Source organism: Okeania sp. SIO2C2 (assembly GCF_010692625.1).
GTDB lineage: Bacteria > Cyanobacteriota > Cyanobacteriia > Cyanobacteriales > Microcoleaceae > Okeania > Okeania hirsuta.
The window spans coordinates 1-16,544 of record NZ_JAAHGM010000038.1 but is presented as its reverse complement, the minus strand read 5'-3'; the positions used below and the strand labels follow the sequence as shown (position 1 = coordinate 16,544).

13 protein-coding genes and 3 pseudogenes are annotated in these 16,544 nt (G+C 39.1%); 3 read left to right on the top strand and 13 right to left on the bottom strand.

Going from position 1 to position 16,544, the window contains the following annotated elements; genetic code table 11:
* Positions 1-5 precede the first annotated feature (5 nt).
* Both F6K18_RS24460 and F6K18_RS24455 read right to left on the bottom strand, forming a co-directional pair.
* Complete coding sequence (locus tag F6K18_RS24460) at positions 6-305, bottom strand: energy-coupling factor ABC transporter permease (RefSeq protein WP_287524930.1); 300 nt, start codon at positions 303-305, stop codon at positions 6-8.
* Positions 306-486: 181 nt separating this feature from the next.
* Positions 487-793 (bottom strand): annotated as a pseudogene (locus tag F6K18_RS24455) (energy-coupling factor ABC transporter permease); the annotation flags it as partial.
* Between the two features lie 16 nt (positions 794-809).
* Between F6K18_RS24455 and F6K18_RS24450 the strand changes: the two are divergent.
* From F6K18_RS24450 to F6K18_RS24440, 3 genes are all read left to right on the top strand, one after another.
* Complete coding sequence (locus F6K18_RS24450) at positions 810-1,505, top strand: metal ABC transporter ATP-binding protein (protein WP_353735155.1); 696 nt, start codon at positions 810-812, stop codon at positions 1,503-1,505.
* A gap of 41 nt (positions 1,506-1,546) precedes the next feature.
* Positions 1,547-2,401 (top strand): metal ABC transporter permease, encoded by an 855-nt coding sequence (locus F6K18_RS24445; RefSeq protein WP_287524928.1) that lies wholly within the window; start codon positions 1,547-1,549, stop codon positions 2,399-2,401.
* An 862-nt stretch (positions 2,402-3,263) separates the two neighbouring features.
* Positions 3,264-3,443: a hypothetical protein gene (locus tag F6K18_RS24440; RefSeq protein WP_287524927.1), complete on the top strand. Its 180-nt coding sequence runs from the start codon at positions 3,264-3,266 to the stop codon at positions 3,441-3,443.
* 616 nt (positions 3,444-4,059) lie between these two features.
* Here F6K18_RS24440 and F6K18_RS24435 read toward each other — a convergent pair.
* The 11 genes and pseudogenes from F6K18_RS24435 to F6K18_RS24385 all read right to left on the bottom strand — a co-directional run.
* The gene (locus F6K18_RS24435; protein ID WP_287524926.1) at positions 4,060-4,923 is read right to left on the bottom strand and encodes an iron uptake porin; all 864 of its coding nucleotides are present in this window, start codon (positions 4,921-4,923) and stop codon (positions 4,060-4,062) included.
* A gap of 19 nt (positions 4,924-4,942) precedes the next feature.
* On the bottom strand, positions 4,943-6,052 hold the full coding sequence (locus tag F6K18_RS24430; protein ID WP_287524925.1) for an RNA-guided endonuclease TnpB family protein: 1,110 nt from the start codon (positions 6,050-6,052) through the stop codon (positions 4,943-4,945).
* Positions 6,053-6,129: 77 nt separating this feature from the next.
* Positions 6,130-6,996, bottom strand: a pseudogene (locus F6K18_RS24425) (iron uptake porin); the annotation flags it as partial.
* 185 nt (positions 6,997-7,181) lie between these two features.
* Positions 7,182-7,790 carry a hypothetical protein gene (locus tag F6K18_RS24420; protein ID WP_287524924.1) on the bottom strand — a complete coding sequence of 203 codons (609 nt, stop codon included), beginning with the start codon at positions 7,788-7,790 and terminating at the stop codon, positions 7,182-7,184.
* Between the two features lie 449 nt (positions 7,791-8,239).
* On the bottom strand, positions 8,240-9,124 hold the full coding sequence (locus F6K18_RS24415) for a (2Fe-2S) ferredoxin domain-containing protein (RefSeq protein WP_287524923.1): 885 nt from the start codon (positions 9,122-9,124) through the stop codon (positions 8,240-8,242).
* Positions 9,125-9,644: 520 nt separating this feature from the next.
* Positions 9,645-10,349 carry a CADD family putative folate metabolism protein gene (locus F6K18_RS24410; protein ID WP_287524922.1) on the bottom strand — a complete coding sequence of 235 codons (705 nt, stop codon included), beginning with the start codon at positions 10,347-10,349 and terminating at the stop codon, positions 9,645-9,647.
* Positions 10,350-10,734: 385 nt separating this feature from the next.
* The gene (locus tag F6K18_RS24405) at positions 10,735-11,193 is read right to left on the bottom strand and encodes a hypothetical protein (RefSeq protein WP_287524921.1); all 459 of its coding nucleotides are present in this window, start codon (positions 11,191-11,193) and stop codon (positions 10,735-10,737) included.
* A gap of 593 nt (positions 11,194-11,786) precedes the next feature.
* A pseudogene (gene metE, locus F6K18_RS24400) lies at positions 11,787-12,821 on the bottom strand (5-methyltetrahydropteroyltriglutamate--homocysteine S-methyltransferase); the annotation flags it as partial.
* Positions 12,822-12,836: 15 nt separating this feature from the next.
* The gene (locus F6K18_RS24395; RefSeq protein WP_287524920.1) at positions 12,837-14,021 is read right to left on the bottom strand and encodes a hypothetical protein; all 1,185 of its coding nucleotides are present in this window, start codon (positions 14,019-14,021) and stop codon (positions 12,837-12,839) included.
* Between the two features lie 494 nt (positions 14,022-14,515).
* Positions 14,516-15,859 carry a hypothetical protein gene (locus tag F6K18_RS24390; RefSeq protein WP_287524919.1) on the bottom strand — a complete coding sequence of 448 codons (1,344 nt, stop codon included), beginning with the start codon at positions 15,857-15,859 and terminating at the stop codon, positions 14,516-14,518.
* 486 nt (positions 15,860-16,345) lie between these two features.
* Positions 16,346-16,544 (bottom strand): hypothetical protein (locus F6K18_RS24385; RefSeq protein WP_287523630.1); only part of this gene is annotated, 199 nt, incomplete at its 5' end.

Genomic DNA, 16,544 nt, shown 5'->3' with positions numbered 1-16,544 from the left:
TCGATCTATCGCACTTTTTCTGGCAATAATTCAGGTTTAACTTTTTGCAGAAACCTAACTATCATCGCCGTAAATACTCCCTCAACTAACATGAGTGGGATGTGAGCAATTACCAATGTAGTCATGATGCTCGAACGTTCGGCACTAGCATCTAGATCCAAAGGAATATTGGCAATCAGAATCACAAATACTGCTAAAACGGTTATTGCCACCCCACTAGCACCAGCGACAAATCCGAAAATACTCGTCCATAAAGAATTTTCTAATCCCACTCGGTGACGAAACTGAAATAAATAGTATAGCAATGAGCGCTGGTATATTTACAAATTGCAGGAGGGGCCAAATAGCTAAAAGTCTTATATTCTCGGCAATTTATTCCCCCTGTTGCCTCTCTTGGTCAGCATTCCGCAAGCGAGCTGGCGTCGTCGCGGGGTCTGACCGCTGTTGCCAGATGAGCTGTTGCCTGCGCACAGCGCTATAGGCGAAAATTGCTGGCACACCTGCTGTCAACCCATTAATACCTAAAAGTTAAGCCACCGTGCTGAAACATCACTGCTTGGAGAAACAAACCTACTAAAATAGCTGGAAAAGCATAATAACCTAACACTACGCCCAAAAGACCGTTGAGCAAAGGGTGAACACTGCTTGGCGGAATGGGGAGTTTGATCGAAGAAGCCACAAAAAATGTGGCAGCTAGTAGGGAAGCTTTGGGAATACTTTCGGTAGGATTTTGTTCTCGTTTTATTTTGCGTAAAAAGTACCATGTTGTCAAACCTGTTAGTGCGTAACCACTTGTTCAAGATTTGTCCGTGAGGTATCGCAGTTTCACTGCGCTCAACAATGTGAGTTGTACCTTTGACCCTAGCGAGTTAGTCGCAATCATTGGCCCAAACGGGGCGGGTAAAAGCACGATGGTCAAAGCCATGCTGGGGCTGATTCAGTCCGCCACGGGTACAGCCCTGCTGAAAGGGAAACCTCTGACACAGCAGCTTTCGCAGGTTGCCTACGTGCCCCAACGATCGCAAATTGATTGGGACTATCCGGTCACTGTCTGGAATGTTGCCATGATGGGCCGTACCCTGCAAACCGGGCTGTTTCGTCAGCCCAGTCGCCAATCTCGCGAGCTGGTGAAGGCGGCGCTACAGCGGGTAGGGATGTATGAGTACCGCGATCGCAGCATCAGCGACCTATCCGGCGGCCAGCAGCAGCGGGTCTTTTTAGCCCGCGCCCTGGCCAAAGAAGCCGAACTCCTGATTCTGGATGAACCCTTCAATGCAGTGGATAAGAAAACGGAATCCATTATGTTCGACATTTTTAAGGAGCTGAAAGCCCAGGCCAAAATCTTGCTCGTCATCAGCCATGACCTCAGCGAAACCCTGGATAATTACGATCAGGTGTTATTGCTGAACAAGCACGTTGTCGCCAAAGGCCCGCGCCACGAAGTCATGACACAAGATAACCTGGTTACTGCCTACGAAGGACCCGTACTATTGGTCACCGCCTAACGTTTACACCATCGGAATTGATAAATCAAAAGGAGAATTTCTTGAACATACTACTTGAACCGCTCAACTTTGAATTCATGCGCAATGCTATGATTATGGGAATTTTGCTGGGCATTTTGTGCGCTGTCGTGGGCAGCTACATGATCGTGCAGCAGATGAGCATGATGGGGGACATGATTGCTCACTCTGTCATGGCCGGGTTGCCGGTGGCTGTGTTTCTGAGGTTTCCCCTGTCGGTGGGGGCGCTGGTGGCGGGGGTGGTGAGTGCCGTCGTGCTGTCGGGCATTGAGGCGAAATCCCGCCTCAAGCTGGATGCGGTAATGGCATTGATCTTTTCATTGTTTTTAGCGACTGGCACAACACTGGTAACGGTGCTGCCAGGAGCCAACCGTATCGATGTGATGCACATTTTGTTTGGCGACATCCTGGGGGTTACCCAGGGCAATCTGAAGGAGACCTTTGGCATCACGTTAATCATTGTGATTGGCGTCTGGCTGTTTTACAAAGAGCTGTTGTTTTACACCTTTGACCCTATTGGGGCGCAGGCCGATGGCATGGGGGTGCGCTGGTATTACCTCGGGATGGTCACCGCCATTAGCCTGACGGTGGTTGCCAGTATGCAAACCGTAGGAGTTTTACTGGTGATTGCCATGCTGGTCGCACCTGGAACCACAGCTTATCTGCTGGTAAAAGAGCTGCACCAGATGATGATTTTGGGCAGCTTTCTGGGGGCATTTGCCAGTATTGCCGGGATGTATTTGAGCTACTACCTGGATATTCCTTCGGGGTCTGCCATCGTTCTAGTAGCTTTTGGGTTTTTTCTGCTGGCGTTCCTGTTCAGTCCATCCCATGGGATTTTGACGCAATCCAAGTTCGTTAAAGACATGAACCAATAAATAGGGTTTGCGCTCAAAAGTCTTATGGGTGAGGGTAGGAGACAGCTATACTGGAGACAGGAGACAGGAGGAATGGATCGGGAGCGAGGAGGTAGGAGTAAGAATTTTCCCTTGATTTTTCTGCCATAATCATCCCAAAATACTAGCTTTATGCAGCTCTTTCCATTCCAAAGCTGGTACTTTTTTAGACCAAAAAATGCTAAAACCAATATCAGTCAATGCTTTGATATTTAATCAGCAAGCCCTAAATATTTCATGGCTTGTCTTGCGCTTCGAGAATAGATTCATGCTCTTGACAAATTGCTCGACCATAAGTAAGAACCTCTTCAAAAGCAGGTTCATTCTTAAATCACAGTCTCTGTTAATATAATATCATGTCCGGATAATTAGTTATAAAAAAACTTTCTCCTTCTTCTCCTGTTGTTCTTCTTCCTTCCCTCTTTTCTCCTGACTCCTGAGGACTGACTCCTGAGGACTCCGCAGTTATTTATTTATCACTGTTTAACCGGACATGATATAAATCACTAAAACATAGAAGTTTAACTCACTCCTTAACCTCCCCTTAAACACCAAAAAAAACGTCATAAATCACATCAATAACTGAAAAAAAAAGATTAATATTAAGAATATAGGGGGTGGAAATAAATAACAATTAATTCTCCCTCTATTAATTTAGAGCTGATTCGTCAACTTAGCTATTTGCACAGCATTCTGCATGCAGGAAAACTCTGATATATTGCATCAGGAATTTAGGCTCTAGTCAGCCATAACTGCCAAAAAGCAAATATAGCAAGTAATTCAGTTTCATAATATTTACTTGATAAATCAGCTCTTAGTCTCTATAGTAAAAGGATATAAAACCATGCTATTACACCAAAAGAGAACAACTACTGAAAATCATCCCATTAATTCCGAGTCAGTAGCAAAAAGATTAGAAAATCAAGTAAATTCATCTAAAAAAGAATCAAATAGTCGTTTATATATGATTTGGGTAAAAGATGAAAATGGGCATTTAACTGCACATTGGACGACTCAATATTAGTTGAGAGAATTAGCAAATAATTTTGATATTGGATTTTAATGAAAGGATGAAATATACCAATTCACTTTCAAGATATCACAAATAGTTTCCAACTTTAAATGTGAAATAATTTCCTGAAATTACTGCCTAGTAAAACTTTTGAGTCGATCAAATCTTACTTTTAAATGCATGACTTTTGAATGAGCGAATTCCGTGAAACGGTATTACTGAAAAATAAAGGTATAAAGCCTCTCTATTCATGGAGAAAAAAGAAAACAAAATCCTTTTAGTCAATCCTTCTATTACAGAAGAGGTAATTATTAATTATTAATTATTAATTGTTGAACTATCTGTTGGATTTTAAATATGTTAATTATATCAAATCCGTTTAATTGGACATAAAAAAAATCTTCAATCGTCATAACTACGCTCATCTTTGTAATTCTTTCTTCTCCTGACTCCTGAGGACTGAGTTCCCCTCCTGGGAGGGGGAGGGGCGAGGGGTGGGTTGACTCCTCCTAACTTAACCATTCTATGGTTGTTTAACCGGATTTGATATTAATCCTTTTTTTGAGATGGTCATAATGTCACAAGAATCGGCGATCGCAATAATTATCTGAGTGATCGCCGATTTTAGTTAAAACCTAAACTGAGTCCGGAATGTACTAACCCAAATAGTATCATTAACATCATCGTGATTAGGATTAGTAATCACAAATAAACCCGGAGTCAAAGAGATATTATCATTAACTTGAAAACGATAAATTGCCTCTATATGTATGGATGTATCATCATCCTTCAAGGCATCATCATCACCCCCATCAGTAACAATAGGAGGAACGCCAACCATCAGACCAGCTAAATTTCCTTCTCTCAATAAGTCTGGGAACGCAAAATACAACATTCCATTAATAATAGTAACATCGTCTTCATCACCATTGCTAGTTTCTGGTCGCGCCCAGGTGGAACCAAACCAACCGCCGATTTCCAACTTTTCATTCACTCTCCAATGAGCTTGCAACCCAACGTTATCAGCAGTGGTCGCCACACCATCAAAGGGGTCTTGAGCTTTAAAACTACCAGTACCATTAGTAATATCAACCCCATCGTCACCCCAATACTTACGCACATAACCCAGAGTAAATGCCAAGCGATCGTTAGGTTCAATTACCAGTTGACCTAATGCACTGTAAGCACCATTAAATGCACCCGCACCCTCAGCAGGATTTGCTGGATCGTCTGCTAAATAAGCTACATTGACTTGAAACTTATCATTAAATGCGTAGCTAAAACCAACACCTGCATTAGCAGGACCTCGGAAACTGGTAGGGTTGCGTCTTCCAAACCTAGAAATTGTCCCATTTCTTTCGTCTGCAAAGGGTGAGAGAACTAGGGAAACGTCATCTAGGTCAACTGCTCTATAAAACTGATACAAAGCGTCACATAAAGTGACAATCTGATGTTTACTTCCTGCTTTCCTACGGAATGCTACGCAAACCACTGAGGCCGTCGGCGGTTACTCATCCACAGGCATTCACGGTCGAGCCGACCGCATTTCTCAAATTAATACTGGCGTTTAAATCTCGATCTATTGACAAGCCACAGTCAGGGCAATCATAAGTTCTCAGGCTTAATGGCATATCTTGGACATGACCACAGTTAGAGCAAGTTTTTGATGATGGGAAAAACTTGTCAACTACTACTAACTCAGAACCGTACCACTGGCACTTATATTCAAGCTGTCTCCTAAACTCATAAAAACCTTGATCTGCTATAGACTTAGCTAGCTTATGGTTAGCTAACATTCCACTGACGTTCAAATCTTCAATTACTACACTGCCGTGGTTTTTGGCTAAGTATGTTGTTAATTTATGAAGTGCATCTTTACGGATATTAGCTACTCGTCTATGCTGTTTAGCTAACTTGATTACAGCCTTATACCAATTACGAGAATGTTTAACTTTTCTACTAACTTGGCGTTGCAATTTTGCTAGCTTGTTTTGAGCTTTACGGTAAGGTTTAACACTGTTGAAAACTTCGCCAGTGCTTAAGGTTGCTAAAGTTTTTACACCTAAGTCAACACCTACTACATCAGTAATTTTTTCTGTTGAAGTCGGGGTAAATTCAAAAGCTAAACTTAGGTACCAATCATCAGCTTGTCTACTAATAGTTATTTTCTGAGTAGTTGCTTCAATTGGTTCATAGGTTTTCACCATGCCAATAAAAGGTAATTTGTGACTCCAACCATTTAATTCTATTGGCTTTCCACAATTATCAATTGTAAAAGAATCGTGTTTACCTTTCTTCTTAAACCTTGGATATTTACCTAACCCTTGTTTGCGAAGCATTCCGAAGGAAAAAAATCTCTTAAACGCTTCACCCAAGTTGATCAAAGCATATTGATAAACTTTAGATGACAAGCTCTTCATCCAGGGATAAAGTGGTTTAGTGTGATTAGTGAAAACTTCTCTCAACTTACGAGCATTAGGCTGATAACTGTCTCTGTAAGCAGCATTCCACAAACTCAAACCCCAGTTATAAACCCATCTTGAATAGCCCGCGTGTTGAGCCATCAAAGTTTTTTGTTTATTATTTAATTTGAGTTTGGTTCTGATAGATTTCATGGACATTGAGCGCAGCCTATCTAATGGTATGCTTTTTAACGCATTATACCGTTATTCGTTGATTAAGTCAATTCTCCAATGGGGCCAATAAGAGCTTGGGCGCGTTCTCCAATGGGAAACTGATAGAACATCAGGTCAATACCAACATCATTACTACCATCACCCTCATCAATAGAGGCAAGAGTCATTAAGGTATTGGTGAGTTCTGGTTCGCTCAACTCATTAAGGTTATTAGCTTGTAGACGAGTGAATAACAAATCTTCTCCAGTAAAGCTACTCTCAAACTCTAGCCTGACACGATAAGAAAAGGTAGTCTCGGTTTTGTCGTTGCCAGAAGGTTCTCCACGCGCTGCTGCTCTTTCCCCGAAGGTATCATTTAACCAAAACAAAACTTCTCCGTTGAGTTTGGTAGTTGTGGAAAATTGGTTGTTTTCTAATTCTGCTGTGCGTGCTTCCAAAGAATCTACACGACCGCGCAATGCTGCTAGTTCGGCTGCAAATTCTTCTTGTAGTCGTTGCAATATAGCTAAGTCTTCCCTTGTAACTAGGTTACTGGTTGCTGCAGCAATTAATTCTGTAATTCTATCTAGGCAAGCATTTAATCCGGCAGCAAATTCAAAGCGAGTCATGGCGCGGTTGCCTTTGTAAGTGCCGTCGGGATAACCTGCTATACAACCATAACGTTCTACTAACGATTGTAATGCTTGGAATGCCCAATCTGTAGGCTGCACGTCTGATAATTGGGAGACAGATGTTACCTGATCTATTGGCTCTTCTGCTTCTAGCTCAGATACAGTGGGCATTTCTAATGAGGGGTCGTCCATGGGTAGGGGACGAAATGCCTGGGCAATTTGTATTGGGGGAGTGGCCTGAGCAGGATTAGCGATCAATAAGGTGGCACTAAGAATACTGGGGCTATATTTTCTAGCTTTCTTAAGAATTTTTTTCATTAATTTCTAATTAATACCTATTAATTGTTCGTAGTATCCTCTACTGATTTAAGGATAAAAGCAAATATTATCCAAGCTGACAAAACTATTGTTGAATAAGGATATAAACGAGGGTGAAAAATTGACTTATTTTTTAACTAACGAATCTCAAAACATTTATTTAAGAGGCTGTTTGTCAAGTTGTCTTAAGTAGGAGCGATAGAACTCCGTTCCGCTCTTTTAAAGAATTTAATCCCATTCCAAATCAACAAACTGTGGATAAAAGTTAGAGCGATCGCCCAGACTATATTCTTAACAAAAATCCTCCCCAAAATAGCTACTGTTAAACCATGTCCGTCTCCTACCATTAAGGTAGCAGTCAATAATATTATTCCTTCAAACAAGACATATCCTATAACTAAACTAGCAGTCAACCATAAATAATACTTCCAGATTTTCTGCTCAATAAATTTAGGTTTAATACTAGCTACAATTGTTACCAATAATGTTCCCAAACCCATTACAAATCCCCAAGTAAAAGACTCTAAAGTCTGGGGATATTGACGGAGAGTAAAACCATAGAATTGATTAACTAACCAAATTATTATTGAGGAAATTATCGCCTGTTTTCTATTAAGTGTCACCCCACTAATAGCAGCAAAACCTACTAAGGGAACGTGAGGATAAATAATACTACTAGCACTGCCAATAGTAATTAACAAAAATTGCCACAGACGAGAATGAGAGATTGCTCTTTCAGCATTACTCCAAACATTATAATTTTCCTGGGAATAAGCTGTAATTTTATTATTCATAAATCTTGATTCTTACCATTTTTCAACCATCAGTTTTCCGTATATGAGATATAAAAACAAGCTGTAATTAGGTTATCCTAAATCTAGTAGGGTTTGGAGACCAAACCCCTACAACATCTCAAAATAAAAGATTTATCATTCATATAACAGTCGAAGCAAAGGTTAGGACAATTCTAAATCCTGTTTGCGGAGCATTTCCGTAGGAAAAACCCTTTGATAGTCTGCTGTTCCCTATTCCATATTCCCTATTCCCTAGCGCGTGGCGCTATAGATATTTTTTCCTCCATACTTTATCTGGATATTCCATGCAAAGTCCCTACTTATACCAATTCACTTTAAGGATGTCACAAATAGTTTCAAAATTTAAATGTCAAATAATTGCCTGAAACTCTTGTTTTGTCAAAATTTTTAGCCTATCAAATCTGGCATTCTGAATTCTAAATTCTGAATTATGACTTCAGTGAAACGGTATTAGGATATAAATTTTTAGATAACTTCACCCCTCCTAATAAATGCTCTTTAACAATACTTTCAGCCACATCAGGAGTAACGCGAGTGTACCAAGTTCGGTCTCCAGAATAAAACACCACCGGACCCATTTTGCAAACTTCCAAACAGCCAGAAGTAATCACATCTATATCTAATTCTGATGTTTTTACCGCAGTTTGTAAAGCTTCAAAAATTGGCTGCCACTTCCGAGAGGGATAACAACGACTCGACCGACAAACAGACAAATAAGGTCGTTTTAAAGGATTACTATTAAAAGGAATTGGACGAGTTCCTAAAGCATAAATTTCTCGTAACTCCTCATAAAGTGCAAGTTTGGAAAACTCCGCTTTTTTCTCAGGCAAATAATCCTCATCTTCCCCTAAAAATGGATTCGGCAAAAATATCGTCATTAACTTTTCTGCCGCCCCATTCCAAAACTGAATTCCCCAACTTTTTGCCACTCCTTCAGGGTTTAAGTTACGATAAAATGCTGCCCGACTTAAAAGACGTTTTTCTCTTAATTCTATTGGTGTCGTACAGTGAGGTCCTCCTAAATTTTTTTCTAGGCATAAATGAAGGTGCCAAGTGGGAGTTGCTACGGTCAAATAACCATCATAAATTAAGCAAAGTTTTGGAGGTTCAGTGAATTCTAATTCTAGTACCCCACCTTCAACAACATGACCTATTTGAACTTGCTGCCAATTTTGTTGAATTAAAGTATATAATAGGGGACCAGTGACATCTATTGTAGTAGGAAAATCTTCATATTCTATCGTTCCACCTTTAGGATTTTTTTCCGATACCGTGCGTTTTAATGGTGTCACCCATTGATTAAATTCACTCATTTTAGTTCCCTGGATTTAAAGTTTGTTTATCAACAAAATACCTCAAAAGTAGGGGGTTTGGTCTCCAAACCCTTGCAAAAGACCAGCTATATTTTAGTCAATACTATTTAATTATACTTGTTGATTCTTCCCTACTCCCTACTCCCTAGTCCCTATTCCCTTCCACTGAATTAAATAACATTAATTATACCGATCGCTTCTAAATCAAAACCACCAGAAGTCGCAACTGAAGATGATGCCTTCGGTTGGTTCAACCACTGTGCTCTATTTAGGAATGAGATTAACAAAGTCAGAACTCACAAGTCAACCCACCCCTAACCCCTCCCCTCCTGGGAGGGGAAGTAGGGGATTTTATCCCCGCTCCAAAAATATTTCGCCTTAAAAGGCGGGGTTTTAGACCCATATTATTTTGATAAAATAAAACCGGATAAAATTAATTACCCTCAAGAGGTTTATGTGGCAGAAACCAAAATTTCCCGGTCTTATTTAATTTCCGTTCCTTACCTGAAAATTGCTGTAATTAATTCACAACTTGACAATATTCTTCATACACGCCATCAAGTAGTAAATTTAAGGCGTCTACTGCTGTTGCTGCTGCTGTTAATGCTTCCTGTTTTTGAGCATCAGTTTCACAGAGTTTTACTAATGCTTCTCGCGTAACTTGGCTGTGAATTTCATCGGCTTTTTCATGTACTTTAAAAAATGCCAAAGCTGCTTCAGAATTAATGCCGTAAAATTCTTTCAAACCAGCAATTTTAGTAGTAGCTACTTCGGGAATTTGGGATTCATAAGCATAGAGAGCAGCTAAACCTTTTGCTGGATTTTCACTGCGGGATAACTGCTGCAAAAGCTTCACAGATTCCTGAGTTTTTGCTAGGTGTTCCCGCTCTTTAACTGCTTCTCTTTTTACATCCAAACCTTCTGCAAAACGCAACCATAATTCTGGGTGATTTGCCGCTCCCATTTCTTCTTCCATGAGGTTTTCTAGGAGCATTTTTCGGATTTCTAAGTCGTCACAAGCTGCGTGAGTAGCACTAACATAAGTAGGGAAATAATGAACTTGTAGATAATATTCTTGAGCGTACTCTTGCAACATTTCTAAAGATAATTTTCCTTCATTCCACATTTGATAGAATTGGTGCTTAAGTAAATGTTGTTTTTCAATGATTTCGTCTAATTGAACAAGAAACTTTTGAGCGGTCATTTTTGTATTTTCAATTAACATGATTGTTCGGCAAATTAAGAATATCTACAAATACTATCATAATTTTTTTTATTGTCAATAGGTGAATAAATTTTATCGAAATCAACTGTTAATAAAGAATAATTTATTCAACAAAATATTTTTCTTAATGGTATAAATAGAAAAGTAAAGAACTTGTAAGTATTCAGCTATTAGCATTCATAATTCAGCTTTTGCCAGAATAAATTAACTACTAAGGTTAGCTGAAGACATTTTTTTTAGAAGTTTTAATTCTCCTTGAATACTAATTGCTATTTTGAGTTGATAATGAGCTAATAATTCATAGCTAGAGCATTGAATCGCTGACGGATGAACGCTTACAATAACTTTTTTTTATTAAAATAAAGGTATAATAAATCACCAAATTTTAAATCTGATGATTATTTTGATATTCAGAGGAATATTGAGATGGAAATTCATCCCAAATTTTGATTACTTGTTGGTAACAATTAGGCGGACTAATCGGTAAATTAGTAATATAAAATAAAGTAACATAACTGCCAGATTCTAACATAAAAGCTACATCTTTTTCAGGGTTATAATTATCTACTGCTTCTAAAATATGAGCATTCATAAAGTGTGTTTTAAGGAGGACAGTATCGGGTGCTTTTAACCAGGAATTGAGAAGAGGTGCAAGATTATTACGATGCACAAAATGTACTTTAAATGTTTCTCCAGTTGCACCAATAATAGGTGAATTTGTACTGCAAATAATTAGACCCCGTTGGCTACTTAAATAACCTTGCCAAGCATTATATCCTATAGAGATTAAATTAGTAGCAATAAACTCTTGCTGCCAATTATGTAAATAATTTTCTCGATCCATTTGATTCGATAACTTATATAATTAAACTACTTGGAAAAAATTTAGGCGTTGCTGAATAGAAGTATGAATGTGCGATTGTTTGGTTCTGTTCAAGCCCCCGCGCATCCCCCAAAATTGGGGGACTTTTAGAGTTTTATTCCCCCCAAAATTGGGGGGCTAGGGGGGCAAAATCATACCCAGAATCAGCAACGCCAAAATTTATAGATGGATTTGAAGCATAATTAATAATTGCTTCTTAGTTATCAGGTTTAATAGTTAATTCTATTTGTGTAAAGTGCGAATTTAATATTGTTACAGCAATTCCCGTTATTATGAGGTAAAATAACAGGACTTTTGACAGGGTAAATATTTTTTGCTTGTTCCCCTACTCCCCTAGTAAATAGCTTCGGAAACTGCTGTATTTTTAGGGGTATGAAAAACAATTTGTTTACCAAAAAATGAGGTCTAAAGCCTCCCCTTAAAAGGGGAGGAAAAAATATTTAACTCAGTATTTCAAGCCTCCGACTTTAGTCGGAGGTTCACTGATAACTGTTAGCGTAGCTCCTCCGTAGGAGGCTAACTGATAACTGTTAACTGATAACTGATAACTGATACTACTCCTGTCGCAAACTAATCGCAGCTTGTACCATATTCCGAGTTGCCGGAATCGCCTCTTCCCAACGACGAGTTTTCAAACCACAGTCGGGATTCACCCAAATCTGAGTTACAGGTAGATACTGAATACACTTACGCAAACTTTCCCTCAAATACTCAGTAGTAGGAATACTCGGAGAGTGAACGTCATAAACTCCTGGTCCAACCTGAGCAGGATAATCAGCATCAGTCAGTTGCATTAAAGTCTCATTATTACTACGACTATCCTCAATAGAAATTACGTCGGCATCCAATTGCTTGATAGATTCCATAATGTCGCCGAACTCAGAGTAACACATATGAGTATGTACCTGAGTTTCTGGTTGAGCGATCGCTGTCGATAAACGAAAAGCATCAACCGCCCAACTCAAATATTCATCCCAACGCTGTTGTTTTAGTGGTAAACCTTCCCGCATTGCTGGTTCATCTACTTGAATAAAAGCAGCACCTGCTTTCTCTAAATCTTTCAGTTCTTCGCGAATAGCTAATGCTAATTGGAATGCCTGTTCTTTGCGAGAAATATCGGTGCGTGGATAAGACCAATTCAACATAGTTACTGGTCCGGTTAACATTCCTTTTACTGGTTTTTCAGTTAAAGATTGAGCAACTTCAAATTCTCTAACTGTCATTGCATGAGGGCGATAAATATCACCAAAAATAATTGGCGGACGTACATAACGACTGCCATAACTTTGTACCCAACCATGAGTAGTAAAAGTATAACCATCTAACTGTTCGCCGAAGTATTCCACCATGTCAGAACGTTCAAATTCTCCATGGACTAAAACATCCATTCCCATCCCTTCTTGTAGCCCAATACAGTAGGCAATATGGGCATCAATTTGCGCTAAATATTCAGCTTGAGTCAGCTCGCCTTTTTTATAAAGCGCCCGTAATTTTCTAACTTGTTTAGTCTGGGGAAATGAGCCGATAGTTGTCGTGGGAAAAGCAGGTAATTTTATTTGATTATCTAATCTTTCTAAATAAGACACGCTCCGGCGAAAGTCTGTTTATTTCAGCGCTTCAATTTGACTTTTTAATTTTTCATTTGCAGGGCTAAATTTATAAAATTCTTGCCAGTATATTTCGATTTTTTCTATCTCTGACTTACTACTTTCTCCAGTCAACGCTTTGGATAATAAAACTGTCTCTTCTAGTTTTTGCTCGGCAAAACTTAATACGTTTTGCAGTGCTTCTGGCAGTTTTATCTCGCGTCTAACATCATAAGGCACAAATTGTAAAGAAGCAGAAGGCTGTACAGAAATATTAGGAACAATTCCTTTTAATTCCTCTAATAAAGATACTACTTCTTGAGTACGAATCCGCCAAATATTTCGAGCATCAACTACACCAGCACCGAGAGTTTTATCTGCTGGAAAACCATGACTTTTAATTAGTTCTAAATTTTTACCGCGAGTCAAGTCAAGACTAATAGATGTTACTGGCAATTTCATCACCCAAGGATAGGTTTCTCCCAGGTCATCAAAGTAGGTGACAAGATTAATATTTAATCCCACTTTTGCTAATTCAGCATAAGCGGTCTCTAACTGCTTTTTGAGATTAGGAGCATCGCCGAAAACTAAAGCAGGTTCGTGTAATTGTATTGCCGAAATTCCTAAATCTTTTAGTTGAGTTAATAGCTCGCTGTATAACGGCAAAAGTTGGCTGAGAACCTTGTCAAATTCTACAGATTCTAAACGACTTAAACGGAGAAAAGTAACAGGACTGATAATAATAGGAACTGCACTTTCGCCGATTATTTTTTGGGCGCGTTTTACAGTTTCTAAGAAATCAGAAAAATCTGCTTTTGGAGTAATATCTGGTGTGATTTCTGGCACTAAATAGTGATAGTTTGTATCAAACCATTTAGTCATGTCTAATGCTGGAATACCATCTTTTCCCCGTGCCATTGCAAAGTAGCGTTCTAAACTTGAGAATGGTTGAAAACGCTTGGGAATTATTCCGAAACGACAACTCCAATCTAATATTTGGTCGTAGAGAGTAGCGTCACCGACCCCGATACGTTCGATACCTGCTTTAGCTTGGGTTTGCCAACTTGTTTCTTCAATTTCTCGGACAGTTTTGAGCAATTCATCAGCACTAATTTTTTGCTGCCAAAATGATTCGAGTGCTTTTTTGACTTCGCGGTTTTTCCCGATGCGGGGATATCCCAAGGTTGATGTTGATATTGACATAGTTTTTATTGATTTCCAGTAAATTGGATTGATTTATCTGAGGTAAAGCGTCTGTCAAGACTCCCTCAGATTGGGGAAGTTAAAATTCAAAAGTCAAAAGTCAAAAGTCAAAAGTAAGATTTATAGACTCAAGACTGGGTTTTAGCAGTGTCACCCGTCAATTAAATTCACTCATTTTAGTTATCCATATTTAGTGATTTAATAACATTAATCCCACATTCCGCACTTCAATTTGTATCATTAAAAGTAGTATATAAATCCGTAGCTTGGTAAGTATTTATACTGTGCAAATCATCAGCTTGGTAAGTATTTATACTGTGCAAATCATCTCAATTACTTTTTTTGTTCATCAAATTCCCAGTAAAAAATTTACGCATAAATACTTGCTTGATTGATTACTCAATTGCGACAGCTATGATTTTCTTCTAAAATTCTGTCTCCTGTCTCCTGTCTCCTGTCTCCTACCCTCACCAATAAGACTTTTTCAGCAAACCCTAAATAACATTAATTACCCCGATCGCTTCCAAATCAAAACCACCAGAAGTAGCAGTTGGTGGGGCAGTTGGCCAAGGATCGAAAATGGGGTCTCCTGTAGCATCTAAAAAGCTACCATTACCAGGAATATCTACAATACGAACAAATCGAATAGCATTAATATCTACCGCACCGGATGTCACTAACGGGTCGTTAACTAAGTCATCTAAGTCAAAAGGAGTTCCCCAGGAACTGCCAAAAAATTCTCTCTCAAACTCAGAAGCATTATTAACGTGCTTACCAGCTAAATTATCAACTTGTGTGGGGTCAATGACATCAATACTACCTAGTGCTTGCTCTGTCAAAGAGTCGCTAGGAAAACGAGCAAAATTTACCCCATCACTGGAAACTTCAACGAATGCTAGTTCGGCAAAAATACCGCCAAGGTTATTAAAACCATTTTCAAATACTGCAAAATCTGCTCCTGCACCGTTACGAATACCAGAGTCAAAGGTTAAAGTAGTCTCTCCTGGTGGTACTCCTGCGTCTATTTGTTCTTGAGTTAGATCGCCAAGTGAAGCAATATCAATAAAATTATCTGTTCTAGCGGTAGGTCCTAATGTTAGTTCGGGAGTTTGGAATCTTTCATCGACTCCTGGTGCTGGCAAATAATTTTGAAATCCTGTTGCCCATGCTGCAAATCTTGGATTAACAATACTGTCTGGTCTGATTAACCCTTCACCCTCAGAACTAATAAAACCAGGGATGGCAGAATCTATTTTTCCTGGGTCTTGGGTGGAACTGGAATAAGGTCCGAGTTGTTGGACAAATATGCTAAATTGGTCTTCGGTAAGTTCGCTGCTGTTAACACCTGAGAGGACAGCTAAAAATTCTCCTGTGACTGCATCTTGGATAATGGTGCTGTCAGCTAGTTCATTACTACCTTGAAAAATATTGAGGTCTTCAAAAGTTATTCCTCCTAATAAACCAATAGCATCTTGTTCTAGATTAAAGTCAGTAATTAAGTCTGCTTGGTTAATATCTGGGTCTCCCGTTGATGGTTGATTTTGTCGCTGAAGAACAAAATTATCGAAACCCTCTCCCCCAGTCAAGGTGTCTGTACCTACATCGCCATAAATATTGTCGCTGCCAAGGTCTCCAGAGAGATTATCGTTCCCTTTACCACCCCGCAGCGTGTCGCTACCTGCATTTCCGTCGAGAATATCGTTGCCTTGGTTGCCACTAATTAAATCTCCATTTTCGAGACCATTGATTGTGTCATCTCCTGCTAAACCATATATTTCGTCTATCTCCAAACTACCTGTGAGGAGTTCACTATTTTCTGTTCCTATTATTGTTGTCATTTTATTTCTTTCTTTTTAAATTTATGCAAGACTTTCTATCACAACTTCTTTGCCAATACCAAAGTAGTTGCGATCGCTATTAATCCCACCGTTAACTATTGCTCTTATTACTTATTTTTATGTTTTTAACAGTAGATTCCGAAGCACTTTTTGCACTTTTTGTCAACTTTCTAGCTATTATTTTTTTCTTCTTATTGAATAGGGCAAAAGGGAAAATTGCATAGAGGAGATTCCCACCCCAAGCTATTTTAAGCGCCGTAATTATGGTGGGGTATTAAATCCACAAAAGAAAAGATAATTGCTAATTTACTTCTTTTTAATAGGACTTACGCATGAACGCTATTGGTAGTGGCGCGTCAAGCTTGAAATAGTGCTTTAGGAAAATTCTCCAAATCTTAGTCATAGCAAGAATTACACTAAAAAATTTAATACATCATTTTTAGCTTGACACGCACCCTACTGGACTGTTTCATCTAAAATGGTGCATTAGAATAGCCAGTCAAAAGTTACTCTTGCTAAGACAAGCGATATAGCTGCCGCACTTGCTCCGCCAACGCAAAAAACAGACAACCAAAAACAAGCGATCGTTAAAAACAGACAGCCAAAAATAGACGTTCTGGACGCTCCACAACTAAAATAGTGGAATAGAATAGCCAGCAATATGAGGACAATAATTATGGGAAGA